The 25,132-nt window shown below is 70.7% G+C and carries 29 protein-coding genes; 17 read left to right on the top strand and 12 right to left on the bottom strand.

What is annotated here, in order from left to right:
* Positions 1 to 441, bottom strand: coding sequence for a DUF6010 family protein (locus AB0J64_RS11925; protein ID WP_364024532.1), 441 nt, complete (start codon positions 439 to 441; stop codon positions 1 to 3).
* 120 nt (positions 442 to 561) lie between these two features.
* On the opposite strand from AB0J64_RS11925, the gene AB0J64_RS11920 reads away from it, so the two are divergent.
* Positions 562 to 1,512 carry a helix-turn-helix domain-containing protein gene (locus tag AB0J64_RS11920; RefSeq protein WP_364024529.1) on the top strand — a complete coding sequence of 317 codons (951 nt, stop codon included), beginning with the start codon at positions 562 to 564 and terminating at the stop codon, positions 1,510 to 1,512.
* A gap of 196 nt (positions 1,513 to 1,708) precedes the next feature.
* On the opposite strand, the gene AB0J64_RS11915 is transcribed toward AB0J64_RS11920, so the two are convergent.
* On the bottom strand, positions 1,709 to 2,623 hold the full coding sequence (locus tag AB0J64_RS11915; protein ID WP_364024526.1) for an NADP-dependent oxidoreductase: 915 nt from the start codon (positions 2,621 to 2,623) through the stop codon (positions 1,709 to 1,711).
* A gap of 178 nt (positions 2,624 to 2,801) precedes the next feature.
* Here AB0J64_RS11915 and AB0J64_RS11910 point away from each other — a divergent pair, with 178 nt between their 5' ends.
* A complete protein-coding gene (locus AB0J64_RS11910; protein ID WP_364024523.1) occupies positions 2,802 to 3,122 on the top strand; it encodes a helix-turn-helix domain-containing protein in 321 nt (106 codons plus the stop codon).
* 25 nt (positions 3,123 to 3,147) lie between these two features.
* On the opposite strand, the gene AB0J64_RS11905 is transcribed toward AB0J64_RS11910, so the two are convergent.
* Complete coding sequence (locus AB0J64_RS11905; protein WP_364024521.1) at positions 3,148 to 4,479, bottom strand: serine hydrolase domain-containing protein; 1,332 nt, start codon at positions 4,477 to 4,479, stop codon at positions 3,148 to 3,150.
* 78 nt (positions 4,480 to 4,557) lie between these two features.
* On the bottom strand, positions 4,558 to 5,772 hold the full coding sequence (locus AB0J64_RS11900) for a cytochrome P450 (protein ID WP_364024517.1): 1,215 nt from the start codon (positions 5,770 to 5,772) through the stop codon (positions 4,558 to 4,560).
* Positions 5,773 to 5,958: 186 nt separating this feature from the next.
* On the opposite strand from AB0J64_RS11900, the gene AB0J64_RS11895 reads away from it, so the two are divergent.
* Positions 5,959 to 6,831: a hypothetical protein gene (locus AB0J64_RS11895; RefSeq protein WP_364024514.1), complete on the top strand. Its 873-nt coding sequence runs from the start codon at positions 5,959 to 5,961 to the stop codon at positions 6,829 to 6,831.
* A 187-nt stretch (positions 6,832 to 7,018) separates the two neighbouring features.
* Here AB0J64_RS11895 and AB0J64_RS11890 read toward each other — a convergent pair whose 3' ends face one another.
* The 4 genes from AB0J64_RS11890 to AB0J64_RS11875 all read right to left on the bottom strand — a co-directional run bounded on the left by AB0J64_RS11890 (position 7,019) and on the right by AB0J64_RS11875 (position 10,376).
* Positions 7,019 to 7,537, bottom strand: a complete 519-nt coding sequence (locus tag AB0J64_RS11890) for a hypothetical protein (RefSeq protein WP_364024511.1) — start codon at positions 7,535 to 7,537, stop codon at positions 7,019 to 7,021.
* The gene (locus AB0J64_RS11885; RefSeq protein WP_364024508.1) at positions 7,534 to 8,388 is read right to left on the bottom strand and encodes a MerR family transcriptional regulator; all 855 of its coding nucleotides are present in this window, start codon (positions 8,386 to 8,388) and stop codon (positions 7,534 to 7,536) included. The genes AB0J64_RS11890 and AB0J64_RS11885 overlap by 4 nt, the downstream gene beginning before the upstream one ends.
* 10 nt (positions 8,389 to 8,398) lie before the next feature.
* Complete coding sequence (locus AB0J64_RS11880) at positions 8,399 to 8,743, bottom strand: Lsr2 family protein (RefSeq protein WP_364024505.1); 345 nt, start codon at positions 8,741 to 8,743, stop codon at positions 8,399 to 8,401.
* Positions 8,744 to 9,719: 976 nt separating this feature from the next.
* Entirely contained in the window at positions 9,720 to 10,376 is a 657-nt protein-coding gene (locus AB0J64_RS11875; protein WP_364024502.1) for a TetR/AcrR family transcriptional regulator C-terminal domain-containing protein, read from the bottom strand.
* Between the two features lie 35 nt (positions 10,377 to 10,411).
* Here AB0J64_RS11875 and AB0J64_RS11870 point away from each other — a divergent pair, with 35 nt between their 5' ends.
* On the top strand, positions 10,412 to 10,858 hold the full coding sequence (locus AB0J64_RS11870) for a hypothetical protein (RefSeq protein WP_364024499.1): 447 nt from the start codon (positions 10,412 to 10,414) through the stop codon (positions 10,856 to 10,858).
* A gap of 56 nt (positions 10,859 to 10,914) precedes the next feature.
* Positions 10,915 to 11,679, top strand: a complete 765-nt coding sequence (locus AB0J64_RS11865; protein ID WP_364024496.1) for an NAD(P)-binding domain-containing protein — start codon at positions 10,915 to 10,917, stop codon at positions 11,677 to 11,679.
* Between the two features lie 108 nt (positions 11,680 to 11,787).
* Here the strand turns inward: AB0J64_RS11865 and AB0J64_RS11860 are convergent, their stop codons facing one another.
* Positions 11,788 to 12,279 carry a hypothetical protein gene (locus AB0J64_RS11860; RefSeq protein ID WP_364024493.1) on the bottom strand — a complete coding sequence of 164 codons (492 nt, stop codon included), beginning with the start codon at positions 12,277 to 12,279 and terminating at the stop codon, positions 11,788 to 11,790.
* Between the two features lie 121 nt (positions 12,280 to 12,400).
* On the opposite strand from AB0J64_RS11860, the gene AB0J64_RS11855 reads away from it, so the two are divergent.
* From AB0J64_RS11855 to AB0J64_RS11840, 4 genes are all read left to right on the top strand, one after another.
* The gene (locus AB0J64_RS11855; RefSeq protein WP_364024490.1) at positions 12,401 to 13,150 is read left to right on the top strand and encodes a class I SAM-dependent methyltransferase; all 750 of its coding nucleotides are present in this window, start codon (positions 12,401 to 12,403) and stop codon (positions 13,148 to 13,150) included.
* 162 nt (positions 13,151 to 13,312) lie between these two features.
* Positions 13,313 to 15,517: an ATP-dependent RecD-like DNA helicase gene (locus AB0J64_RS11850; protein ID WP_364024487.1), complete on the top strand. Its 2,205-nt coding sequence runs from the start codon at positions 13,313 to 13,315 to the stop codon at positions 15,515 to 15,517.
* Between the two features lie 124 nt (positions 15,518 to 15,641).
* The gene (locus AB0J64_RS11845) at positions 15,642 to 16,847 is read left to right on the top strand and encodes an Ig-like domain-containing protein (RefSeq protein WP_364024484.1); all 1,206 of its coding nucleotides are present in this window, start codon (positions 15,642 to 15,644) and stop codon (positions 16,845 to 16,847) included.
* A 47-nt stretch (positions 16,848 to 16,894) separates the two neighbouring features.
* Entirely contained in the window at positions 16,895 to 17,344 is a 450-nt protein-coding gene (locus AB0J64_RS11840) for a GNAT family N-acetyltransferase (protein ID WP_364024481.1), read from the top strand.
* Positions 17,345 to 17,356: 12 nt separating this feature from the next.
* On the opposite strand, the gene AB0J64_RS11835 is transcribed toward AB0J64_RS11840, so the two are convergent.
* Together AB0J64_RS11835 and AB0J64_RS11830 are read right to left on the bottom strand one after the other, a co-directional pair.
* Positions 17,357 to 18,085, bottom strand: coding sequence for a phytanoyl-CoA dioxygenase family protein (locus tag AB0J64_RS11835; protein ID WP_364024479.1), 729 nt, complete (start codon positions 18,083 to 18,085; stop codon positions 17,357 to 17,359).
* Positions 18,086 to 18,198: 113 nt separating this feature from the next.
* Positions 18,199 to 19,344 carry an FAD-dependent monooxygenase gene (locus tag AB0J64_RS11830; RefSeq protein WP_364024476.1) on the bottom strand — a complete coding sequence of 382 codons (1,146 nt, stop codon included), beginning with the start codon at positions 19,342 to 19,344 and terminating at the stop codon, positions 18,199 to 18,201.
* Positions 19,345 to 19,404: 60 nt separating this feature from the next.
* Between AB0J64_RS11830 and AB0J64_RS11825 the strand changes: the two genes are divergently transcribed.
* Together AB0J64_RS11825 and AB0J64_RS11820 are read left to right on the top strand one after the other, a co-directional pair.
* On the top strand, positions 19,405 to 20,010 hold the full coding sequence (locus AB0J64_RS11825; protein WP_364024473.1) for a TetR family transcriptional regulator: 606 nt from the start codon (positions 19,405 to 19,407) through the stop codon (positions 20,008 to 20,010).
* A 132-nt stretch (positions 20,011 to 20,142) separates the two neighbouring features.
* Positions 20,143 to 20,475, top strand: a complete 333-nt coding sequence (locus AB0J64_RS11820; RefSeq protein ID WP_364024470.1) for a hypothetical protein — start codon at positions 20,143 to 20,145, stop codon at positions 20,473 to 20,475.
* Between the two features lie 169 nt (positions 20,476 to 20,644).
* On the opposite strand, the gene AB0J64_RS11815 is transcribed toward AB0J64_RS11820, so the two are convergent.
* Complete coding sequence (locus AB0J64_RS11815) at positions 20,645 to 21,601, bottom strand: radical SAM protein (protein WP_364024467.1); 957 nt, start codon at positions 21,599 to 21,601, stop codon at positions 20,645 to 20,647.
* A 127-nt stretch (positions 21,602 to 21,728) separates the two neighbouring features.
* Between AB0J64_RS11815 and AB0J64_RS11810 the strand changes: the two genes are divergently transcribed.
* From AB0J64_RS11810 to AB0J64_RS11785, 6 genes are all read left to right on the top strand, one after another.
* Positions 21,729 to 22,052 (top strand): multidrug efflux SMR transporter, encoded by a 324-nt coding sequence (locus AB0J64_RS11810; RefSeq protein ID WP_364024464.1) that lies wholly within the window; start codon positions 21,729 to 21,731, stop codon positions 22,050 to 22,052.
* The gene (locus AB0J64_RS11805; RefSeq protein WP_364024461.1) at positions 22,049 to 22,642 is read left to right on the top strand and encodes a TetR family transcriptional regulator; all 594 of its coding nucleotides are present in this window, start codon (positions 22,049 to 22,051) and stop codon (positions 22,640 to 22,642) included. The genes AB0J64_RS11810 and AB0J64_RS11805 overlap by 4 nt, the downstream gene beginning before the upstream one ends.
* A 20-nt stretch (positions 22,643 to 22,662) precedes the next feature.
* Positions 22,663 to 23,217, top strand: coding sequence for a GNAT family N-acetyltransferase (locus tag AB0J64_RS11800; RefSeq protein ID WP_364024458.1), 555 nt, complete (start codon positions 22,663 to 22,665; stop codon positions 23,215 to 23,217).
* A complete protein-coding gene (locus tag AB0J64_RS11795) occupies positions 23,214 to 23,516 on the top strand; it encodes a DUF952 domain-containing protein (protein ID WP_364024455.1) in 303 nt (100 codons plus the stop codon). The genes AB0J64_RS11800 and AB0J64_RS11795 overlap by 4 nt, the downstream gene beginning before the upstream one ends.
* Positions 23,517 to 23,598: 82 nt before the next feature.
* Positions 23,599 to 23,973, top strand: coding sequence for a nuclear transport factor 2 family protein (locus tag AB0J64_RS11790; protein WP_364024453.1), 375 nt, complete (start codon positions 23,599 to 23,601; stop codon positions 23,971 to 23,973).
* A gap of 703 nt (positions 23,974 to 24,676) precedes the next feature.
* The gene (locus AB0J64_RS11785; protein ID WP_364024450.1) at positions 24,677 to 24,931 is read left to right on the top strand and encodes a hypothetical protein; all 255 of its coding nucleotides are present in this window, start codon (positions 24,677 to 24,679) and stop codon (positions 24,929 to 24,931) included.
* The last annotated feature ends 201 nt before the right edge of the window (positions 24,932 to 25,132 follow it).

Genomic DNA, 25,132 nt, shown 5'->3' with positions numbered 1-25,132 from the left:
CTACGAGAGCGGCCCGATCTCTCCCGGGGGCACCGCCTGACCTGCGCCCGGCCTCCTCCAAGGCCGGGTCCAGCCGAAGACCGACGGCCCGCCCGCGAAACACCACAGCGCTATCACCGGGTCGCAGATGGCGCAGCCGAAGGAGGAATCCTCGGCGAACGGGAGGAGGGGGCTGCCCTGGAGGTGGTGCAGGACGTCCCAGGCGGTGTGGAGCAGCCAGCCGACGCCGATCCAGGTCCAGCTGTTGAGCCCTCGGTAGGCGACATAGGTCATGACGGTCGGCAGGACGAACTCCCCGTACCCGAGCCCGCCCCCGCTGAGGTAGGCGGCGCCCGCACCGCCGACCAGCACGGCGTTGACCAGGCGTCGATGCGGTTCGGGGATCAGGGAGAGGAGGCAGACGCAGATCAGCCCGATGACGATCGGCATGATGACGGACATGGGTGTGGCAATCCGTTCCAGGAGGGTTGGCTTCGGCCCGCCAAGGCTAGAGCGGCCGCCCCTGGCCGCCCCAGGGGCTGGATCGCCAATTTCCCACGGGTTCTCGCCTACCGTGTCGTCATGCACACGGTGGCGGTCCTGGCTCTGGACCATGTGGTGGCGGCCGACCTGGCGACGCCGATCGAGGTGTTCGGGCGTGCCCGGCTGGCGGACGGGCGCCGGCCGTACCGGGTCCTGGTCTGCGCCGCGACGCCGCAGGTGGCCAGTGGCACGTTCACGATCATCGCCCCGCACGGGCTGGAGGCGCTGCGGGAGGCGGACACGATCGTCGTGCCGGGATGCTCCGAGCAGGCCGCCCCGCCCGGTCCGGAGGTGCTCGACGCCCTGCGCGCGGCCGCGGCCGCCGGCACCCGGATCGCCTCCATCTGCGCGGGAGCGTTCACCCTTGCCGCTGCCGGGCTGCTGGACGGGCTGAGCGCGACCACGCACTGGGTGGCGGCCGGCAGGCTGGCCCAGCTGTATCCGCGGGTGGATGTGCAGCCGGATGTCCTGTACGTCGACAACGGCCAGATCCTGACCTCGGCCGGGGCGGCGGCCGGCCTGGACCTGTGCCTGCACATCATCCGGCGGGATCTCGGCTCGGCGGTCGCCGCTGACTCGGCCCGGCTGTCGGTGATGCCTTTGGAGCGGGAGGGCGGTCAGGCGCAGTTCATTTTCCACGCCCAGCCGCCCGTCCCGCAGGGGTCGCTGCTGGAGCCGGTGCTGTCGTGGCTCGAGGAGAACCTCGCCCACGAGGTGACGTTGGCGCAGATGGCCCTGCGCAGCGGGATGAGCGAGCGGACCTTCAGCCGCCGCTTCCGCGAGCAGACCGGCACCACTCCGCTGCAGTGGCTGCTGCGCGCCCGCGTGCGGCGCGCGCAGTTCCTGTTGGAGAACACCGACCACGGCGTCGAGCGCATCGCCGCGCAGGCCGGTTTCGGCTCGGCGACCGCGTTCCGTGAGCGGTTCAAACGCGTCGTGGGTGTCACGCCGCAGTCCTACCGTTCGTCCTTCCGGGCGAACGCTTCCTGAGCTTCCTCGACGTCGGTCCGGCGCTCGTGCACCAGGTGCGCCACGTCCCCTTTGCGCACCAGGAGGCAGGCCCGCCAGATCCGCAGCTCGGCGCAGCCGGCCAGGTCGTCGTCGTTCTCCTTCAGCGCGGCCCTGTCCAGGTACGGGATGCGGCGTGCCCACGGTCCGGCTTCGTCGGGCGGGCCGCGCGCTCCGGTCAGATCGTGACGGCGAGCTTGCCGACGCTGCCGGCGGTGAAGTCGCTGATCGCGCGGGGCGCCTCGGCCAGCGGGTAGGAGCGGGCCACCGGCACCCGAAGCCGTCCTTCGGCCGCGTCGGCGGCCAGCCGGGCCAGAGTGGCGGGGGTCGGGTCGGCCATCACCGCCGTGGCCGTGATCTTCCGATCGGATTCTTCGGGCAGGTAGTGCCGGGTGGAGGCCAGGCGCCCGCCGTCGGCCAGCAGGGCGGCCACGGCCGGGCCGTCGCCCGCCAGATGCAGCGCGGCGTCCACGCCGCCGGGCGTGATCGCGCGTACCTGCGCCTCCAGATCGGCGTGGTCGACGGCCCAGGTGGCGCCCAGGCCGGTGACGAAGGCGGCTTCGGCTCCGGGCCGCGCGGTGGCGATCACGCGGGCGCCGCGCGCGGCGGCCAGCTGGACGGCGAAGGCTCCGACGCCGCCGGTCGCACCCGAGATCAGCACGGTCTCGCCCGGTGCGGGGGCGACGGCGTCGACGGCGTTCAGCGCGGCGGTCCCGGCCAGGCCGAGCGCGCCCGCGCGGGCGTGGTCGAGCCCTTCGGGGATCTGAGCCAGGCCGTACTGCTCGCTCACGACCACGTACTCGGCGAAGCCGCCCTGGCCGAGGGTCGGGCGCATGACCACGCCGAACACGTGCTCGCCCGGCGCCAGGCCGGTCACGCCCGGGCCGAGGGCCGCCACGGTTCCGGCGAAGTCCTTGCCGAGCACGACCGGGAACTCGTACTCGTACACGCCCTTGAGAGTGCCGCCCAGCACGCCGAGGTCGAAACCGTTGACCGAGGAGGCCAGCACCCGGACCAGCACCTCGCTGGGACCGGGCTCCGGCACGGGCAGCTCGGTGGCCTCCAGGCCGGCGCCGAAGTCGGTAAAAGCCATGGCACGCATAATGATCACTCCGATGCTTGTCCCAACAGCACTTCCTGTGCGTTGGTTACTTTTTGTGCGCGCGTCGAGTGTGGTGCACAATGCCGCCATGGCGGAAGAAGGCACTTTGACCCGCGTAAGGCACACCGATGTGCGTGAACCAGTCTCCGGGGATCATCCGAGGTGCCGGTTGCGCGACATCCTCGACCGCGTCGGGGACAAGTGGAGCGTGCTGGTGATGGACCTGCTCGGCGGCGGTCCCCGGCGCTACTCCGAGCTGCAGCGCGCCATCGAGGGCATCTCCCAGCGGATGCTCACTCTCACGCTGCGCAGCCTGGAGCGCGACGGCCTGGTGGAGCGCACGGTCACCCCCACCTCGCCGCCCCGGGTGGACTACGCCCTGACCCCGGTAGGGCGCACGCTCTCGGCCCAGGTCGCGGGGCTCATCACCTGGGCCGAGCAGCACCGTGAGTACGTGGCCGCCGCTCGCCTGCGCTACGACGCGCCATGACCGGCGTACGCCGTCCGGGATGCGGTCAGGCGTGCCAGCCGGCGACCCCTCCCGGCACCGGCGCGGCCGGGTCGTACGGGGTGCGGGTGAAGATGAACGTGTTGAGGTCCAGATGGTCGGCGGCCACCCGCAGCGTCTCCCCGGCGTAGTAGCCGTCCAGCCCCAGCCAGGTCCCGTCGGGCCGGGGCACGAACCGTGAGGCCCGCCCGCTGCCCCCGACCGGCTCCAGCGCCAGCCCGCGCTCGGGCAGCAGCCGCAGCGTGTACGGTTTGGGCCCCCAGTGCCACAGCCCGGTCAGCGCCAGCAGGTCGGGGTCGGCCTCGGCCGGCTGCCATTCCGCGGGCAGGCGCGGCTCGTACTGCTGCAGGATGTCCAGCAGGTCGGGCAGCAGCGTGCCGCGCATCCCCGTGGTGGTGTTGGCCATGAACAGCACTCCCACCCCGTCGGCGGGGTCGGCCCACACGGTGGCCAGGAACCCGGGCATCGACCCGCTGTGACCGGCCAGGCGCCGCCCCGCGACGCGGGCCAGTTGCAGGCCGAGCCCGAAGCCGCCGGTCCAGGCGTCGCCGTCGTCCACGCCGACCGGCTCGCGCATCTCGGCGACGGTGTCGGGGCTCAGCACGTCGCCGGTGTCGCCGCCGACGAACGCCGCCCACCGCCCCAGGTCATGGGGCGTGGACCACAGCTGCCCGGCCGGTCCCATCGCCTCGGCGTCGTGCTCGGGCTCGGGCAGCACGACGTCGGCGTACGGGTGGACGGCGTAGCCGGTGGCGTGCGGGGCGCGCGGCCGGGCGGTGGTGTCGTTCATGCCGAGCGGGTCGAGCACCTCGGCCTGCAACGCCTTGAGCCAGGTCGTGCCGCGCGAGCGGGCGACGAGCTCGCCGAGCAGGGCGAAGCCGAGGTTGGAGTAGTGGAAGCGCCGTCCGGGCCGGTGTTTGAGCTCGTCGGGGCCGAGGCGTTCGATCAGGGCGGCGGCGGGGATGCCGGGGGTGCGCTCCCACCAGTCGGTGGGCGGCTCGGCGGTCAGGCCGGCGGTGTGCGACAGCAGCTGGGCGATGGTCAGGTGGCCCAGCGGCGTGCCCGGCAGATGATCTTCCAGCGTGTCGGACAGCCGCAGCGCGCCCTCGTCACGCAGCCGCATGACCACGACGGCGACCATGCTCTTGGTGATCGACCCGATCCGGTACTGGGTGGCGGGGGTGGGCGACGCGCCGTCCACCCGGCCGCGCCCGCCGAACCACGCCGGCCGCCCGTCGCGCACGATCGCCGCCGTCAGCGACGGCACCCTGCATTCGGCCTGTTCGACGGCCAGCCTGCGCAGCAGGGCGCGCGCCGTCGCATCTCCCACCTGACTCATGGGCGACAAGAGTAGCGGTTGGACGAGCCCCTGCCGCCCGCGCGGCCGCGGCGGCCCGCGCCGCCCGCCGCGCCGTCCTCACCCTCCCTTGACCAGCAGCCGGATGGGGCGGTAGATGAGCCCGTCGTCGGTCCACCGCAGCGTCGGCAGGTCCTCCTGCGCGCGCAGGCCGGGCAGCCGCGTCGCCAGGGCGCGGAAGGCCTCCTGCAGCTCCATCCTGGCCAGGTTCGCCCCCAGGCAGTAGTGGGGGCCGTGGCCGAAGGCCAGGTGCGGGTTGACCGTGCTCGCGGCGAACCTGCCGATGTCGAAGCGCCGTGGCTCGGCGAACGCCGCCGGATCGAGGTTGGCGCCCGAGGGGTTGGGCAGCACGACGGAGCCCGCCGGGACCACGCCGCCGGACAGCTCGATGTCCTCGGTGACCAGCCGCAGCAGGCCGTTGCCTCCGGGACCCTCGTAGCGCAGGATCTCCTCGACCGCCGCCTCCACCAGCTCGGGTCGCGCCGCCAGCCGCGCGTACTGCCCGGGATGGCACAGCAGCCGGAACGCACCCCGGATGATCATCGAGGCGGTGGTCTCGTGCCCGGCCATGATCAGCGTGAAGACCATGTGCGTCAGCTCGGCCTCGCTCAGCCGGTCGCCGTCGTCGCGCGCCTCGATGAGCAGGTCGATGAGGTCATCGCCCGGCCTGACCCGGTGCTGCGCGATCAGCTCGCCGGCGTACGCCATGAACGCGGCGAAGCCCGCGCCCCTGGCCTCGCTGCTCGCCTCGGACGTGGACAGGAACATCTCCGTCCAGCCGCGGAACTGCTCGAACCGGTCCATCGGGACGCCGAGCATCTCGCAGATCACCCGCGCGGGCAGCGGCAGGGCGAAGTCGGCGACCACGTCGAACTCCTCGCCGGCCGCGTCGATCAGCTCGCCTGCGATCGCCGCCGCGCGAGGCCGCCAGCGCTCGATGTGCCTGGGGGTGAAGGCGCCCTGCATGATGCGGCGGTAGCGCGTGTGCTCGGGCGGGTCCTGGTTGATCAGCGCGGCGGGGTCGTCCTCCAGGGCGGTGCCGCTGACCATCCGGGGCAGTCCGGGGGCGCGCAGGTTGCGGCTGGCGGCCGGCGAGGCGAGCACAGCGCGGACGTCCTGGTACCTGACGATCATGGGTACGCGGTCTCCGCTCGGCATCGTGGTGGGCTCCATCGGAGCCTCGGCGAGCCTGCGGGCCAGCTCCGGTGAGGCGGTCCCGGTCGGGCCGGGCGGAAGGTCGGGCCACGGGCAGGTGGTGCTGGACTGTGCTGTCATGGTCGCCTCCTGGCGATGCCGTCCAACAAGCCCCCTGAACCTACGAACCAGCGCGTACTCGGTCAATGTCTCTTCGTGGCCACATCTGCCATGGGCCTGCCGGGCTTTCGCGTGCGTCCGGATTCGGACACGATCGAGTCGGCGGGACGCCGCGACGGTGGCGGCCCCGGGGGGGCGGGAGGTGGCATGCCGGACTGGCGTGTGGTCGAGCGGGCGGTGCTGGCGAAGGCCGCGGGGCACGGCGAGGATCGTCTGCTGGTCCTGGACGACGGCCGCGGTGTTCGTTGCGCGGCGGTGATCGATGGCGTCACCGACAAGTCCGGCCGCGACTTCGGCGGGGCGAGCGGCGGAGCCCTGGCCGCCGACTGCGTCGCCCGTACCCTCGCGGCCCTGCCGGCCGACGTCACCGTGGGGGAGGCGGTCGCGTCCATCACGGCGGAGCTGGCCGCGCTGCGCCGCACCTGGGCCGTCCCCGACGACGATCTTCGCGCTCCGGCCGCCGTCGCGGCGGTGGCCTGGCCGCGGCGGCGGCTGGCGTGGCGGGTGGGCGATGTCCACCTCGCCGTCGGCCGCCGGGACGGCGGGCGGCTGCGATGGGACCGCCACGTGGGCGGCAAGCTGATCGACACGGTGCTGGCCGGCGCACGGGCCGCCTACCTGCACTGCCTGCTGCTGGAGGGGGAGCACCCGGAGAATCTGGCGGCCACCGACCCGGGACGGGCCCTGATCCGGCCGGTGCTGGAGCGTCAGGCCGCGCTGGCGAACCGGGATGACGCCGGTCCGTTCGGGTACGGCGTGCTGGACGGGCGGCCGGTCCCGGAGCGGTTCGTCGAGACGTTCGTGCTACCGCAGGACGCGTGGGAGGTGGTGCTGGCGTCGGACGGCTATCTCGGCCCGGCACAGAACCTGGTGACGGCCGAAGCGGAGCTTCGGGCGTCGTTACGGGCGGACCGGCTGCGCATCATGGACCATGCCGCCACCAAGGGGATGGCCCCTGATGCCCGCAGTTTCGACGACCGCGCCTATCTGCGGCTGTCGCGCGAGGAGTACGCCGTTTAGGTCGTCTCCCAGGTCGTCGCCGGCCTTGACGCTGTCGGAGGCGCATATCGGCGGCAGCGCCAGGCTCAGCGCGTCGCGGTGCAGCCGGTCCAGGCGGGCCCGGCTCTGCACGATCGCCCGGGCCGCGGTCAGCTGCGCCTGGCATCGCCCAGGGGTCACGCGGACGGGGTCGGTCGTCGTGTTTTCCTCACTCGGCGGGCCGTACCGGCTGGCGCAGCAGCGTGCGCGGTGCCGGGTCGTCCAGGGCGCTCAGGTAGATCTCGTGGTGCAGGCCGTTGGCGATCAGCCCGTGCTCGGTCATGAAGTCCTCCATGATCTTCAGCGACAGGTGTTCCTCGCTGAAGGGGCCCTCGTGCAGCAGTTCCACGCACTGGCCCTCGGTGACGGTGGCCAGCCGTACCCGGTCCACGGCCGGGTTCGCGGCGCGGCTGCGCTCGCGGGCCCGCTCCAGCGCGCCCTCCTGCTGTGGCGTTTCCGTGAGCGGCAGCAGCAGGTGCCAGCGCCACTGCTCGCGCGGCACCTGCAGCCCGTGCCGCTCGTCCTCCACCCACCACTGGCCCTCCAGCGGGCCGGTGCTCGCGCCCAGGGCGGCGGCCACGGTGTACAGGGCGCCGATGGCCGCGGTGTGCTCGCTGCCGCCGGGCTCGCCCATACCGGTCACGCTCAGGCAGGTGACGGGGCCGTGGGTGGCGATCGTCGGGGTCATGGTCGTTCCTCCAAGGGGATCATCAGGTGGGTGACGAGCCGGTCGGGCTCGGTGGTGGCCGGGTCGGAGACGTACACCTCGCGGATGGGGCCGCGTAGCGGGTGTCCGCGTTCGGCGCACCAGGCCAGCACGGCGTGGGCGGTGAGCGAGATCTGGTCGTAGGGGCCGACGTGGGTGGCGCCGGCGAACGTCCCGCCGGGCAGCACCTCGACGCTGAGGCCGGCCTGCTGCCACGGCTGGGCGGCGCTGGCCTCGTCGAGGACGAGTGCGGCGCGTACCTCGAAGGAGGAGTCGTCCAGCTCGATCGGGAACAGCCCGATCAGGTGCGGCGGCCCCTTGAGCGGCCCATTGAGCGGCAGGGCGCGCATCAGGCGGGCGATCGCGGCCGAGGTGGCGCGGGCCACGTCGGCGGCCCCGGCCGCGCTTTCGCGGGCCATCGCCACCGGCCTGGCCGGTTCGGTGCTCACGCGTACGGCCGGCGCTGGCAGCCCGTCGGCCATCACGCGCTCCAACGCCGCCAGTGTCCGCCGCCGCCGCGCCAGCTCGGCCTCGAGCCTCTCGCGCACGCCGTCCAGGGCGTCCGTCGTACCGGACAGCACCTCGGCGATGACCGGCAGCGGCACGTCCAGCGAGCGCAGCAACCCGATCGACAACGCCTGCCTGGCCTGCGCGCGCCGGTAGTAGCGGTAGCCGGAGTCGGCGTCCACGTGCGCCGGCGCCAGCAGCCCCAGCTCGTCGTAGTGCCGCAGTTGCTTGACGCTCAACCGGCTCAACCTGGCGAACTGCCCGATGGGCAGCAGATCTCCGTCCACGAACCCCAGCATGGTCTCTCCCACAGGGGGAGAGTCCATCGCGTCGCGCTCACTTGCGGTGAGCGGCCTCGTACTTCTCGACCACGGAGGAGGCGATGCGGCCGCGCTCGCTGACCGGCAGGCCGTGGGTCTTGGCCCACTGCCGGATCTCGGCAGACCTTTCACGGCTCATCACGCGGGTGCCGCCCCCGGCTCCGCGCCGGCCACGGGCACGCTCGGCACGAACGGGGCGTGCCACGTTGATGAAGGGAGCAAGTGCCTTCTCAAGCTTCTCTCGGTTCTTGCCCGACAGGTCGATCTCGTAGTTGGTCCCGTCGAGTGCGAACTTCGTGGTGCCCGACGCCTCGCTGCCGTCGAGGTCGTCGATGAAGATCTCTTGAATCTGCTTAGCCATGCCGACGCTCCAATATGACCGGTGCCACATGCTCCAATTTACGCTTCTCATTATGCGGAAACCGGTCTTCAGGTGGTTCGTATCCCTCTCTTTACGGCTTGCAGGGCAAAGCGTTGGCGGTACGGCGATCACCGTGCCGCGACGGCCGCTCCAGGCGGCCTGGCATTTCCCGGCCGGAGGAGATAATCCGCAGGTTGAATACCCGCACCCATCGAATTCGCGCGACACGCCGATGAGCCGGCCGCAAATCGGGCGATGAATCCATGCGTCCCGTCGGAAGGACGGCGCGACCTCGTTATGAACTCATCGCTTTCCTGCCGGGGCGGGCGTCGAACACGGTTATGCCTTTCACCTCACGAAGTGGCATCCCGGCCTCCTGCGCGGCGACCGTCCGGGGTGCTGACGACGATGTCGGTGTGGCCGCACACGGGGGCATGGGGTCGCCGGCGACCGGGACCGTGGAGGTCATTTCCCGCATCATGGCCGCGGGCAGCCACCGCCCGGTGAACAACTCCCGGCGGAAGACGGTCAGGTCAGCTGCGGCCGCCGGCTCACATCGATTTGCCGGACGCCTTGCGGCGGCTCTTCGGCTCCTATCCTTCCGATCGTCATTTCGGGACCTTTCCGCGACGGGCATGGAGCCGAAGGAACGGTGCTCAGCGATACCCGCATTCTCCGGGGCCCGATCCGCCTCTTCGTTGGATATGTCGACAATCGCCCAGTTGCCATGACCCGGCCGTCATCTTGACCTGGTACGTCTGCACGTTCTCGGAGATCAGCGCCGAACGGTTCGGGCCCGTGGGCATCCAGTACGGGCAGCGGGACTGCCTGTTGTGCGGAAACCACTCCCCATGGGCCTGCTCAATGATGCGGTCCCTCGCGGCGCAGTTGTACTCGGCGCTGGGATAGTCGCACACCTGATAATTGCCCTTGTCGAAGCCGGGGCTCTCCCTGCCGGCGGATTCGTCCGGGCTCGTCAGAGTGTGCCGAAGCCGCGCAGCATGGCCTCGAGGGCGAAGTCGAAGCGAGGGTCGGACCCGGAGGAACGCCGGGATCGTGTGGCCTGGGCCAGGAGCGGGGTCTGCTGCAGGTCCTGGTCCGGTATCGCCTGCATCCCCGTGGCCGGCGTGTGCCCCTCACGCCCGCCGGCCAGGATGGCGACGTGGCCGACGACGAACCCGGTCACGGCGTACAGCATGTCCAACGCCCGCTCCGGCGGCAGTCCCACGGCCCGCAGCGTGTGGAGCGCGTTCTCCATGAGGCGGTGGTTGTGCGGCGTGATCGCGGGACGGCTCACCACCAGGGGGATGACGTTCGGGTGCGCGAGCAGGACACGCAGCAGCGTGCGGGCGTACTCGCGCAGGCCCTCCTGCCATGAGGCCGCCTGCGCGAGCGGGGGCGCGGCCTGCGTGAAGATCTGCTCCACGAGCCCGTCCAGCAGGGCGTCCTTGCCGGCGACGTGCTGGTAGAGGGACATGGCCTCGACCCCGAGCTCTTGGCCGATGCGGCGCATCGACAACGCCTTCAGCCCCTCGCGGTCGGCCAGCGTCAGGGCCGCCTGGAGGATGGCCTGGCGGGTCAGCCCGGCGTTCTGGCCGCGGGTGCGGTTCGGGGACATGGTGGCCTTTCTCACGCCAACGATTCTTACGTCGTAAGTATAGTGGGGGCATGGTAAACATACGTTGTAAGAATCGGCGCAGGCACGGGGCTCTCGTCACGCTGTACGCCGGCGCCGGGCTCACCGTGGTCGCCACCCTCGCGGCATTCGTCGACCGGGCCGGCCTGGCCGATCACATCCGGGCGGGTTACCCGGCCTACGGGCCGGGAGAGATCGACAGCGCCGTCACCGCGTACACGGTGATCCTGTCCGTGCTGGGGGCGCTGGGACTGCTCGGCTGGCTCGGCACCGCCTGGGCGGTCCGCATGGGCAAGGGCTGGGCCCGCCGGCCGGCAGGCGGCCTCCTGGCGGTCGCGATCTGTGTCGCGCTCGCTGCTCTGACCGTCCAGGACACCAATGGCGAGGTCGGTCTTGCGCCGCTGCTGGGCTGGCTCCAGGTCCTTCCGTGCGCCGCCGGTCTCGCAACGGTCGTGCTGCTGTGGAGAAGGCCGGGGTGAGTGCCGGGCATGCCGCCATGGGTCAGGGATCACCACGCAGGACAGGAGCAGACACAGTGCAGCGCATCGGCATCATCGGGGTAGGGGAGATCGGCCGGGCCATCGTGATGGGCCTGTGCGACGGGGACGACCCGTCGCCGCCGGTTTTCCTCTCCCCGCGGGGAGCCCGCACCGCCGCGGAGCTGTCCGAGCGCTACGAGGGCGTACGGGTATGCGCCGACAACCAGGAGGTGGTGGACCGCTCCGAGGTGGTGATCATCGCCGTACGCCGCCCGGACCGGCACGAGGCGCTGGCCGGGCTGAGGGTGGACGGCGACAAGGTCGTGGTCAACGTGATGGCCGGGGTCGGCAACGACGACCTGCGCCGCACGCTCGCCACGGACGCCCCGCTGGTACGGGCCATCCCCTTGCCCGCCGTACGCGAACGCCGCTCGGTCACGGTGACGTACCCGTCGCACCCGGTGGTGGACGCGCTGTTCGAGCACCTGGGCGGGTCGCAACCGGTCGCGGACGAGGCGGCCTTCACCGTCTTCTCCGCGCTGACGGGGACGCTGACCACCCACTACCGCTACCTCGCCACGCTCACGTCGTGGGCCATCGGCCACGGCATCGCCTCCGGCGAGGCGGACCGCTACGTTCGCAGCCTCTTCCAGGGCATCGGCCGTGGCCTGGGTGACGAGACGCGCTCTTTGCACCAGCTCGCGGCCGACCACGAGACCCCGAACGGGAACAACGAACGCATCCGCACCACCTGGTTCACCGCTGCCAACTCCGAAGCCCTCGGCAAGGCCCTCGATGACCTCCTGGCCGATCTGACGTAGCCCCGGCCAGGGGGCTCACGCCCCAACCGGCCGGTGAGTTGACGTGAGCCCACGGGCCCATCACACCGGCCGGTTCACGCCACACGGGGCCGCCATGCCGGGCGTGCTCTAGTTGAAGCAGTCCTGCTTGTTGAGCGCGATGCCGTACTCGGTGACCTTGCCGCGCGTGACGCCGAAGCTGTAGTAAGCCTTCTTGTTGCCGGGGACCGTGATCACGTAGAAGCCGTGGAAGTCCTTCTTGATGCGCGGGTAGGCCGCCTTCACCTGCTTGGCAGTGGAGCCGATCGTGATGCCTTCCGGGGTCGTCATCCCCTTCACCGCGAAAATGGCGGCCAGCCCCACGCGCGGCGAGATGTAGATGCCGACCGCGTCCTTCGGCGTCGGGAACTTCTTCAGATCCCAGCCGGAGCAGCCGCCGCCGCCCGGCATCTTCTGGACCACGCCCCCCGTCGCCTTGGCCTGCTTGACCGTCATGCCGAGCTTGACCGCACCGTAACCGTAGGGACCAAGTGTCGGCTTCGTCTGGGCGAGCGCCGCGGTGGAGCCGGAAACAAGCAGGGAGCCGGCGAGGAGCGAGGCCCCGATCATCGTCTTCATCATGTCTGCTTTGACTGCGAAGTACCGCGAAAAGTTCAAAGTCACGATCTATCCCACGCGCGAGTACTTCTGTCGATGTCCATTCGGTTGGCGCGCTCGATCCTGGCAAGCCAGGATGGCCCGCATGCCTACCGTGCCCGAAGATCACATGGGGTCCGCACGTCCGTCCCGGGTCAACGACTATGACAGTCTCGCCGAGGCGTACGCGGCCGAGAACGAGGCCGGCATCGCGAACGCCTATTACGAGCGGCCCGCCATCCTGGCCCTCGCCGGGGAGGTGAGCGGCCGGCGGATCCTCGACGCCGGCTGCGGCTCGGGCCCGACGTTCGCGGCGCTGCGCGAGCGGGGCGCCGTCGTGTCCGGCATCGACAGCAGCGCCGGGATGCTGGAGCTGGCCAGGCGGCGGCTCGGTGAGGGCGCGGACCTGCAGGTGGCCGACCTGCGTGATCCGCTGCCGTTCCCCGACGGCGCGTTCGACGATGTCATTGCGTCCCTGGTCCTGCACTACCTGGAAGACTGGGGGCCGACGCTCGCCGAACTGCGGCGCGTGCTGAGGACCGGCGGCCGGCTGATCGTGTCCGTCGACCATCCCTTTGCCATCCACGCCCTGCACCGTCAGGCCGGGCGCAAGGTCAGCTATCTCGCGACCTACAACTGGACCGAAGAGTGGACCATGGGCGGCCAGAGCGCTCCCATGAGCTTCTGGCACCGGCCGCTGCACGAGATGACCGACGCCTTCGCCGCGGCCGGCTTCCGCGTGGCCGTCATCAGCGAGCCGCAGCCCGTGCCGGCCGCCCGCGAGCTGTTCCCCGACGAATTCCGTGCCCTCGCCAGCGGCCCGAGCTTCCTGTTCTTCGTTCTGGATGCCGACTGACGGCGCCTGGTAACGATCACGGTCTCGGTCCTTACTGGTGGCTTGCCTCGTCGACGAGGGTGGTGACCGTCCGTCCGGGCGCCCAGCGCCTCCCGCGAGGCGTCCATGGACGGCGATTCCTCTACTCTGACCCGGGAAGCGGTCCATCGGGAGAGGTGAACGGTGAGCGACAGTGCGGCCAAGGCCCCCGGCACCGAGCTTTCGGCCGTACTTGAACGCATCACCTACGCCAACGAGGAGACCGGCTACACCATCGCCCGCGTGGCCACCGACCGTTCCGGCTCCGACCTGCTGACCGTCGTCGGCCCGCTGCTGGGCGCGCAGGTCGGCGAGTCGCTGCGGCTGCTCGGCCGCTGGAGCTCCCATCCCCGCTACGGCCGCCAGTTCGAGGTGTGGTCCTACACCACCGTCCTGCCGGCCACCGTGCAGGGCATCCGCCGCTACCTCGGCTCCGGCCTGATCAAGGGCATCGGCCCCAAGATGGCCGAGCGGATCGTCGACCACTTCGGCACCGACACCCTCGAGGTCATCGAGCAGGAGCCGCAGCGCCTGGTCGAGGTGCCGGGGCTGGGTCCCAAGCGGACGAAGATGATCGCCGCCGCCTGGGAGGAACAGAAGATCATCAAAGAGGTGATGATCTTCCTGCAGGGCGTCGGCGTGTCCACCTCGATCGCGGTGCGCATCTTCAAGCAGTACGGCGAATCGTCGGTCTCGGTGGTGAAGACCCGGCCGTACCAGCTGGCCGACGACGTGTGGGGGATCGGGTTCAAGACGGCCGACACCATCGCCCAGGCCGTCGGCATCCCGCACGACAGCCCCGAACGCGTCAAAGCGGGCCTGCGCTACACGCTGTCGCAGGCCGCCGACGACGGCCACTGCTACCTGCCCGCCCCCAACCTCGTCGCCGACGCCGTCAAGATCCTCGAGGTGCCCGCCGAGCTGGTCACCGCCTGCCTGGAGGAGCTCGTCGCCGCCGAGGGCGTCGTACGCGAGCCCGTCCCGGCAGGCGAGAACGTCGTGCCGGCCGTCTACCTGCCGCCCTTCCACCGCGCCGAGCTCTCGCTCGCCTCCGGCCTGCTGTCGCTGCTGCGCTCGGGCCACGACCGGCTCAAGGCCTTCGCCGACGTCGACTGGGAGCGGGCCGAGAGCTGGCTGCACGGCCAGACCGGCGCCGAACTGGCCGCCGAACAGCGTCAGGCCGTCCGCCTGGCGCTGACGGAGAAGGTGGCCGTGCTGACCGGCGGGCCGGGCTGCGGCAAGAGCTTCACCGTACGCTCCATCGTGCTGCTGGCCCGCGCCAAACGCGCCAAGGTCATCCTGGCCGCCCCCACCGGACGCGCCGCCAAGCGCCTGTCCGAGCTGACCGGCCACGAGGCCACCACCGTGCACCGACTGCTGCAGCTGCGGCCCGGCGGCGAGGCCACCTTCGACCGCGACAACCCCCTGGATGCCGACCTCGTCGTCGTCGACGAGGCCTCCATGCTCGACCTGCTGCTGGCCAACAAGCTCGTCAAGGCCGTCGCCCCGGGCGCGCACCTGCTGTTCGTCGGCGACGTCGACCAGCTGCCCTCGGTCGGGGCGGGGGAGGTGCTCAAAGACCTGCTGGCCGCCGAGAACATCCCGCGCGTACGGCTGACGCAGATCTTCCGCCAGGCCCAGGAGTCCGGCGTCGTCGTCAACGCCCACCGCGTCAACACCGGCCACCACCCGATCCTGCAGGGCATGAACGACTTCTTCCTGTTCCCGTGCGAGGAGCCGGAGGAGATCGCCGCCCTGACCGTCGACATCGTCGCCCGCCGCATCCCGCGCCGCTTCGGCCTCGACGCGCGCCGCGACGTGCAGGTCCTGGCGCCCATGCACCGCGGCGCCGCCGGCGCCGGCGCCCTCAACATCGCCCTGCAGGAGGCCCTCACCCCGGCCCGCGAGGGCATGCCGGAGCGCCGGTACGGAGGCCGCGTCTTCCGCGTCGGCGACAAGGTCACCCAGCTGCGCAACAACTACGACAAGGGCGCCGCCGGGGTGTTCAACGGCACCGTCGGCATCGTCACCGACATCCGGCCCGACGAGCACAAGCTGAGCGTCGTCACCGACGAGGACGAGACGGTCGACTACGCCTTCGACGAGCTCGACGAGCTCGCCCACGCCTACGCCGTCTCCATCCACCGCTCCCAGGGCAGCGAGTACCCGGCCGTGGTCGTCCCGCTGGCCACCAGCGCCTGGATGATGCTGCAGCGCAACCTGCTCTACACCGCCATCACCCGGGCCAAGAAGCTGGTCGTCATCGTCGGCTCGCGCCGGGCCCTCGCGCAGGCCGTACGGACCAAGGGGGCCGGGCGGCGGCACACCGGCCTGACCCACCGCCTCTGACCAGAACCCTTTCAGTCACAAGTAATTGAAATGTGACCGAACTTCCCCAATTACTTCGTCGTCTTACAGGTAGGAGCATTAAGGTTTTTGGGGTGCGTTTGGTGTTATGGGGGAAAGGACAGTGTTGAACGTCAGGCCCGCTTGGAGGAAGCCCGCCACCGCAGTCGCGCTGCTCACGGCGGCCACGTTGACGGCTTCATGCTCATCCGGCGGCGGCGGCAGCGCCGCCCAAGGGGGAGGGGGCGCGCCCGAGGGCACCACGTCCGCCACCCCCCAGGCGCCGACCGTCAAGATCAGCCCCGCGGAGGGCAGTTCCAAAGTCAGCCCCGAGAAGAAGGTCGTCGTGACCTCCGACGGCGGCGCCCTGGAGAGCGTGACCGTCGAGGCCGACGGCGAGGAGGTCGAGGGCGCCTTCAACACCGACAAGACCAAGTGGGTCTCCAAGACGGCGCTGAAGCCCTCCACCGGCTACACCGTCTCCGCCAAGGCCGGCGCCACCACCGCCTCCAGCACGTTCACCACGGTCAAACCCGAACGTGAGCTGCAGATCGCCGACGTCACCCCCAACGCCAAGGGCGAGACGATCGGAGTCGGCGCCCCCATCATCGTCACCTTCAACCAGCCCGTCTCCAGCAAGGCCACCATCGAGCGCGCCCTGGAGGTCGAGGCGGAAAAGCCGGTCACGGGCGCCTGGCGCTGGATCAACGACACCGTCGCCATCTACCGCACCGCCAAGTACTGGCCCGCCCACCAGAAGGTCAAGTTCAACGCCCGCATCAAGGGCATCAAGGGCGGCAAGGGCCTGTACGGGGTCAAGGACTACTCCGCCACCCTCAAGATCGGCGCCAAGCAGATCAGCAAGGTCGACACCAAGAAGCACATGATGTACGTCTACCGAGACGGCAAACGCGTACAAACCATGCGCATCAGTGCGGGCATGGCGACCACCCGCGAATACACCACCACCTCCGGCGTCCACCTCACCATGGAACGCGGCAACCCCGTCCGCATGATCTCGCCCGGCCGCAAGAAGGGCGACCCCGGCTACTACGACGTCATGATCAACCACGCGGTCCGCATCTCCAACTCCGGCGAGTACGTCCACGCCAAGGACAACGTGTGGGCCCAAGGCGTGCGCAACGTCAGCCACGGCTGCGTCAACGCCCGCCCCGACCAGGCCCGCTGGTTCTACGACCACTTCCAGCGCGGCGACGTCGTCGACATCACCGGCACCACCCGCGAGCTGGAGTGGAACAACGGCTGGGGCTTCTGGCAGATGCCGTTCTCCCAGTGGAAGAAGGGCAGCGCCCTGAAGAACACCAAAGCGTGATGCACATCCGCCAAGGCCGCGACGGTGACGTCCCCATCGTCTTGGGCATGTTCGACAGCGCCGTCGCCTGGCTGACCTCCCAGGGACGCACCGGCCAGTGGGGCAGCAGCCCCTTCACCGGCAACGAGCGACGCACCCGCCAGGTCACCGACTGGCTCGAGCTCGGCGGCATGCGCATCGCCGAGCTCGACGACCAGCCGGCCGGCTGCATCGTCGTCGGCGCCGCCCACGACTACGTCACCCCCGCCACCGAGCCCGAACTGTACGTGCAGGCACTGGTCACCGACCGGCGCCACGCCGGCCACGCCGTCGGCCGCACCCTGCTGGACTGGGCCGCGGCCGAAGCCGGCCGGCGCGGCGTCGGCCTGCTCCGCGTCGACTGCTACGCCGGCGACGACGGCCGCCTGGTCTCCTACTACGAAAGCTGCGGCTTCACCCGCAGCGCCCCCTTCACCGTGGGGGAGTGGCCGGGCATGCTCCTGCACCGCCGCCTCTGATACGCGGCCGGGTCAGCAGGAGCCGGCGGCCCGGCCCAGCGGCGTGGCATCGCCCGCCTTCAGCGGCGAGGCCAGGAACACCGGCGCCTGCGCCATGAAACGCGGCCGGCTGCCCCGATGCTCCTGCGCGGCGTGCACCGTGAACGGATGCACCACGTACACATCGCCAGGAGCCCCGGTCGCCAGCGCCACCGGCCGCTCCCGCCCCACCTCCTCGAACAGCGGCCCCATCTCCATCGGGTCCAGCACCCGTTCGTCCAGCAGCGCCGCCATGTCACGCTGCGAGCCGGCCCTGATCCGCGTCGGCGCGTCCTGCGGCCCCACATGGGACAGCAGCACCAGCAGCAGCAGCGTCTCCGGCCGCCCGCTCACCCCGTAGCCGCCGTCGGGGCGGGCGGTGTTGGCGTCGATGTGCCAGCCCCGGTCCTCGGCCGCGGGCAGAACCGGGAACCGGACGGGCATGTTGCCCAGGCTCCCGCGCGGCACCCACCCGCCCTCGCCCGCCACGGCGTCCAGCGCCGCACGCAGCCGCCCGCTGTTCATGATCTGCCCGAACGGCCCCTCACCGGTCAGGTCGGCCGTCCACACCACCGGCTGCATCCAGCCGGAGGGATCGTCGGGCGACAGGCCGATCCGCTCCCAGAGCAGCGCCCTGGCCGCATCGCCCACCTCGGGCGGCACCACCGCCTCGACCTTGGCGAACCCGTCGGCCACGAACGCCTCACCATCGATGACATCCACGGACGGCACGCTAGCAGCGCCGTCCACCGGTTTTCCGGCCCGCTCTCCAGCGCCCCTGCCGTACCGTCCCGCCCGCCCCTCGACCCGCCCTCAACCCGCCTTTCAACCGGCCTTCAGGCGTGCCAGAGGGCGGCCAGCTGCCGGGTGGCCAGCCGGGACGGCACGGCACGCAGCAGCACGTCGCGCAGCCACGCGGCGGCGCCGGTCCGGGAGGTCAGCCGCGATTGCCGCGACGCCCCCCGCATCAGGCGGTTGGCGCGGGGCCTGCGCTCGGCGTCGTAGCGCAGCAGCCGCTCGGCGACGTCCGCCGGCTCGGCGCCGCTCAGGTGGCGGGTCAGGGCGGCCGCGTCCTCGAAGGCCTGGCTGGCGCCCTGGCCGAGGTCGGGCGGCATGGCATGCGCGGCGTCGCCGAGCAGGGCGATCCTGCCGGCCACGTACGACGGCAGCGGCTCGGCCAGGCGGGTGATCGCATCGACGTAGATGTCGGCGGCCGGGGTGGCCTCGATCAACTCCGCGACCAACGGGTGCCAGTCGGCCATCAGGGACAGCATCTGCCGGCGCGCCTCCTGCGCGCCGGGCGGTGCGCCGTGCAGGGCCGAGTCGGTGAACCAGTACAGGCGCTCCTCGCCGACGGGGAACAGGCCGAACATCGCCCCGTTGCGGCGGTCGACCAGCTGCCCGGCGAGCAGGTCCGTCGCCAGGCCGGCCGGGCGGGGCAGCATGCCGCGCAGGTCCATCCGGCCGGTCCGGCGCAGCCCGGGGTGGCCGGGGAACAGCTGGGCGCGCAGCTTGCTGCCGATGCCGTCGGCCGCGATCACGGCGTCCGCTCTCGCGACGGGTTCGCCGCCGCTGATCACGCTCACGCCGGCGGGGTCGGGCTCCAGGCGCTCGACCGGGGTCGCGGTGCGCACCAGGCCGGCCGGCAGGGGGGCGCGTAGCCACCGGTGCAGGTGCGCCCGTTCGACGATGGCCACCGCCCCGATCTCCTGCTGCGCCCGGACCACGTCGACGACCAGCAGCGGCCGTCCGCGCCGGTCCCGTAATCCCGCGTGGCCCGCCCGCATGGCGTACCGCCGCACGTCGTCGGCCAGCCCCAGCTCGTCGAGGGCGCGCTGCCCGTTGGGCATGATCGCGATCCCGGTGCCCGCCTCCCGGAGCTCGGCGCCTCGTTCGAACAGCGTCACCTCATGGCCCAGACGGTGCAGCCCCACCGCGGCCGCGACTCCTCCGAGCCCGGCGCCGACCACCACGATCCTCACGAGACCTCCCCAACCCATTCACTACGATCGTACTAGTACGACTATTGGTAGCATGGTCGCATGCCGCCCACCAATCCGGCCCGTCGCCGAGCCCTGACCGACGCCGCCATCGACCTGCTGGCCTCCTCAGGCGCCCATGGGCTGACCCACCGCGCGGTGGAGAAACACGCCGACCTGCCACCAGGAACGGCCTCCAACTACTTCCGCAGCAGACAAGCCCTCCTGGTGGCCGCCGCCGAGCGCATCATCGAACTGCACCACGCCGACACCGACCGCGCCATCGACCAGGCCATCGACCAGCCCACCACCCTGACCGACCTGTGGACGGACTCACTGCTCACAGCGGCGACCACCCTGCGCACCCGCTACCTGGCGATCTTCGAACTGCAACTGGAGGCCGCACGCCGACCAGCGCTCGCCTCGGTGCTCGCGGGCCTGCAGGACACCTCCTTGCAGATCACCGCCGCCCACCACGACAAGCTCGGCCTCACCATCGCGCGCGAGAAGATCCCCGCCCTGATCGCCCTCTACGGCGGCGCGCTGTTCACCCTGGTCACCGCGCCGCCGGACAGCGTCACCCGGGACGTCGTCCGGCACGTGGCCCAGACCATGGTGCACGGCTGCGCCACACCCGAGCCGGCACCACCGACGCCGCGGGAAAGGTAGAGGTTGCCCAGGCCCAGGCAACAAGGACTATAAGTACTTCAGGGCGATCAACCACAGGCGTACTGTGGGCTTTCTGAAAGAGCAATCCAGAGCCTTCGCGGCGAGGAGGGCTCCACTTCGGAAGGAAAGTCCATGCATGGCAAGCACCACACGCTCCTGCTTGCCTCGACACTCATTGCCGGCCTGGCCGGCGGGCCGGTAGCCACTGCCGAGACGGCCACCTCCGCCTCGGCCGCCGTCAAGCCGGCGACCATTTCCGCCGCCCAGGGACCCACCGCGGCCGACCCTGCGTCCCGGCCCCGCCCCTGCGGCACCGCCAAGAGGCACAGAAAGCACTGCCATCACCTGCAGCAGGCGAGAAGAAAGACCAGCAGGCCACGGTCGGACCCGGCCAAGGCTTCCCCTGCCGAACAGGCCAAGCAGCCGCCCGACGTGCTCCTGCCGACCGGCATCAGATGGCCGTAGCAGCCTCCTGAGGCGACCACGCCGGCTGCCCCAGATGCCTGCGCTCACCCCCTGACCGGCAGCAGCGCTCCCGCCACCAGCGCGCGCAGCGCCGACAACGCCTGATCGCGGTCCACCCGGTCGGGCGCCAGCAGCCATACGCAGCGCGGGGGAGCAGCCTCAGGCCGCCTCAGACCAGCGCGAGCTGCGCCGCAGGCGGCTCACGCCGCTCGGCCGCAGGCGCACCACACCCCATCCCATACACCTGGCACAACTGCGCGATCTGCCCCCTGATGCGCCCCTCATAATCCGGCGACGGCACCCCCGACCGGTCATACAGCTCCTCATACCGCCCCACCAACTGCGGATGCTCCTGCGCCAGCCACTCCAGATACCACGAACGCGTCCCCGGCGGCAGCCGCAACACCACCGGCTCCACCGCCCGCGCCCCCGCCGCCGCGATCCGCCGCACCGTCGCCCCCAGCTGATCGGCCGCGTCACTGAGCAACGGCAGCACCGGAGCCATCAGCACCCGGCACTCCACCCCCGCCTCCACCAGCGCCGACACCAGCTCCAACCGCGCCTGCGCGGTTGGAGCGCCCGGCTCCACCGCCCGCCGGATCCGCTCGTCCACGAACGCGATCGACACCGCCACCCGCGCCCCCGCCCGCGCCAGCAACGCCGCATCCCGCACCACCAGCGCGCTCTTGGTGTAGACAGTGAACGGCACCGCCGCCTCCGCCAGCGCCCCGATCACCCCCGGCATCAACCGATACGTCTCCTCGGCCGCCTGATAGCAGTCACCGCTGACCCCCACCGCCAGCTCCTGCCCGTCCCACCGCGCCAACTCCGCCCGCAACCGGGCCACCACGTTCGGCTTCACCACGATCCGCGTGTCGAAATCACGCCCGGCATCCAACCCCAGCCGCCGATGCCCCGCCCGGGCACCACACCCACGACACGCATGAGCGCACCCCCGGTAAGGAGACACAGCCCACTGCTGAGCGACGCCCGCCACCTGCGGCACCCGCTCGATCACCGTACGGGCCTGCAGCTCCAAAAAACCGCCGCGCGCCACCGCACGCCGCTCGATCAGCGGCCGCTCATCGGCGGCCTCCTCGACAAGCGCAAGCGCGTCCCAACCCACACCAACCAATGGAACACGCATTCGACAGCGTTTTCAAGCAGTTCCCGCACACCCGCACCCCACCCCGGCGCCCCGCCCACGCTAAAATTGGCACACCCGTACCACTTTTCCGCACCGGAAGACACCCATGCCCTGGCTCCTGCTCTCCCTCGCCATCGCCTCCGAAGTCCTCGCCACCTCCGCACTCAAACTCAGCAACGGCTTCACCCACATCCCCTGGACCATCGCCGTCGCCACCGGCTACATCACCTCCTTCGTCCTGCTCTCCCAAGCACTCAAACTCCACCTCGACATGGGCACCGCCTACGCCATCTGGTCCGGCGCAGGCACCGCCGCCATCGCCCTCATCGGAGCCGCCTTCATGGGCGAGACCCTCACCCCACTCAAGATCGGCGGCATCCTCCTCATCATCGGCGGCGTCGTCGTCCTCAACCTCGCAGGTGGCCATTGACGCACAACACGCCGGGGGAGCGGACCCACCCCACCACCCCCGCACCCACCCAGGCACGCGGACGCCGCCGCCGCGCCACCCTCCTGACCGCCGCCGTCGACCTGCTCACCGAAGGCGGCTTCGCCGCCGTCACCCACCGCGCCGTCGCCCACCGCGCCAACCTCCCCCTCGCCGCCACCACCTACTACTTCGCCTCCCGCGACCAACTCCTCGCCGAAGCCTTCGCCCAACTCGTCGAAACCGAACTCGCCACCACCCGCGCCTGGATCACCGACCACGGCCTCACCGCCCTGCCCGACCAGCTCGCCGCCGCCGACCGCACCCGCCAACTCGGCCTCTGGGAGCTGTACGTCCACGCCGGCCGCGACCCCGAACTCCAGCACATCGCCCGCCGCTGGACCGACGGCTGCGTCCGCATCGTCGCCGACACCCTCCACCTCCCCGAAACCGACACCCGCGTCCGCCTCCTCTACACCACCATCACCGCACTCTGGCTCGAACACGTCGTCGAACAACGTCCCCTCGACCACACCCGCGCCCTGCTCACCCACGCCGTCAAAACAGCAGAAAACGCATTGCCGCCACCCTGACCCCCACCTACACTGCCCCCGTGCTGAAACCCGACTACCCGATCACCACCCCCCGCCTCCTCCTGCGCCCCTTCACCCCCGACGACCTCGACGCCCTCCACACCTACGAATCCCGCCCCGACGTCGCCCGCTACCTCTACTGGGAACCCCGCGACCGCGCCACCACGCGCACCTTCCTCGACAAAAAGATCACCCGCACCAGCCTCCTCGAGGAAGGCGACGCCCTCGACCTCGCCATCACCCTGCGCCACACCGGCGAGCTCATCGGCCAGAGCCTGCTCATCTGGACCAGCAAGCAACACCGCCAAGGCGAAATCGGCTACGTCCTCCACCCCGACCACCACGGCCACGGCTACGCCACCGAAGCCGCCCACGAAATGCTCCGCCTCGGCTTCGACAGCCTCGGCCTGCACCGCATCACCGGCCGCCTCGACGCCCGCAACACCGCCTCCGCCCGCGTCCTGGAGAAACTCCACATGCGCCGCGAAGCCACCCTCATCGAGAACGAATTCGTCAAAGGCGAATGGAGCAGCGAAACCATCTACGCCATCCTCGACAGCGAATGGACCCCATGACCCCCCTGATCCACCACCTCGCCCTCCGCACAGACTGGCAAAGCGCGCAGAAAGCGGGGGAGTACCGCATCTCCACCCTCGGCCGCACCCTCGACCAGGAAGGCTTCATCCACTGCAGCCGCGACCTCACCCAGCTACGCGGCGTCCACACCGCCTTCTACAGCCACCTCACCGAACCGCTGCTCGTCCTCGACATCGACCCCACAGGCCTCGACATCCGCATCGAGAACGGCTTCCCCCACCTGTACGGCCCCCTGCCCATCACAGCCGTCACCGCCGTACACCCCTACACACCCTGAACACCGGGGGAGAGGGGCGAACAAAAGAGGGGGAACAACACCCGCGCGAACGAACCTCCGCGCCACCCACACAATGAGACCCATGGACACCCGAACGGCCGCCCAGCACTTCGCCGACACCTGGCAACACGGCTGGACCCACCACGACGCCGACGCCATCATCGCCCTCTACCACGACGACGCCGTCCACACCAGCATGCCCTTCCGCCCACCCCACCAGGGCAAACACGCCATCGCCGACTACATCCGATGGTCATTCACCGGCGAAAGCGACCCCCACGTCACCTTCGCCACACCCATCGTCGACGGCGACCAGGCAGCCATCGAATTCCGCGTCCACGCCTACGACAACGGCCGCCCCGTCACCCTCGCAGGCTGCGTCTTCGCCCGCTTCGACCCCGACGGCCTCGCCACCCACACCCGCGACTACTGGCACACCACCGACGGCCACTCATAACCCACCGCACCGACCGGCCCCCACAACCGGCCACACACCGCAAACCCCCCGACACACACACCCGGCACCCGGCCGGAACCGCTCAGCGCGCCACCCGAACCGGCGCCACCGCAGACCGCACCGGCCCACGCGAACCCACAGGAACCGGAGCCGGAGCCGGCTGCGGACGCACCATCTGCTGCGTCTGCTGCTGCTGCGTCTGCTGCTGCTGCGCCAGCTCCTCGGCACGCCGCTCGGCGCACCCACCCGCGCAGTACCCGTTCGACAGGATCAGACGACTTCGCAGCGTCGTATACGCCTCCTTGCCCGAAGCCGGCAGAACCCCCTGACACACCTCACATAGCACCGACTGACTCCCCACGTGCTGCTCCTCTCGCCATGCGAATAGCAGGATCTCCAACACTAAAACGACACAACCCGCCAAGGACAGCGATTCAACAGAGCGTCAAAAGGCCGGTCAACGCCCGGGAGAGCCCCGCCACACCACCCACCACGCCACAAAACCCCCGCTCACCGCCCGATCCGCACCTCCACAAAGATCACGGAGAGCCACCGGACACGTCACGGAGAGATAAATCACACCAAACCCACCAACCCCACCCGCCGAGGGGAGCACCCCACTCCTCCCAGAAGCCCTTACTTGACATAATGTTCATTATCAAGCAATCAGCATAAACAGGCCGCACCTGGGCAGACGCCCACCATGTCCGCCCTCGACATCAACGCCCCCGGCCTCGTCGCGCTCACCGCCGTAGCCGCCGCACTCGCCATCTGGCTGATCATCGTGGCGGTCCGGCTCACCCAGCGCCCACGCAACCGGCCCGGCATCCGCGTCGACCTCGTCGACCAGGCCCGCGAGCTCAAAGCCCTCGGCCAGATCCAGGAAGCCGTCTTCCTCGTACGCGGCGAGACCGGCATGAGCCAGCGCGCCGCCGCCCGCTTCGTCAACCGCCTCTGACCCCCCACCCCCGAATCAGACTTTGCACACGTAACCAGACAGAAGCTGGATTCTGTCTGGTTACGGACAAAGAAGCACATTATGGGGCAAAGCTGCGCACAGCGTCCCGCGAGCGACACATCGTCGCTCGCCATGCAGCCCGTGGCATCTCCCCGATGACGGGCCCCGCTGTTTTCTCGGGGCCGTTGCAGGACGCGAACG

Origin of the sequence: Nonomuraea sp. NPDC049695, assembly GCF_040674955.1 — a bacterium.
Lineage (GTDB): Bacteria > Actinomycetota > Actinomycetes > Streptosporangiales > Streptosporangiaceae > Nonomuraea > Nonomuraea helvata.
This window is presented reverse-complemented; position numbering and strand designations above follow the sequence as displayed.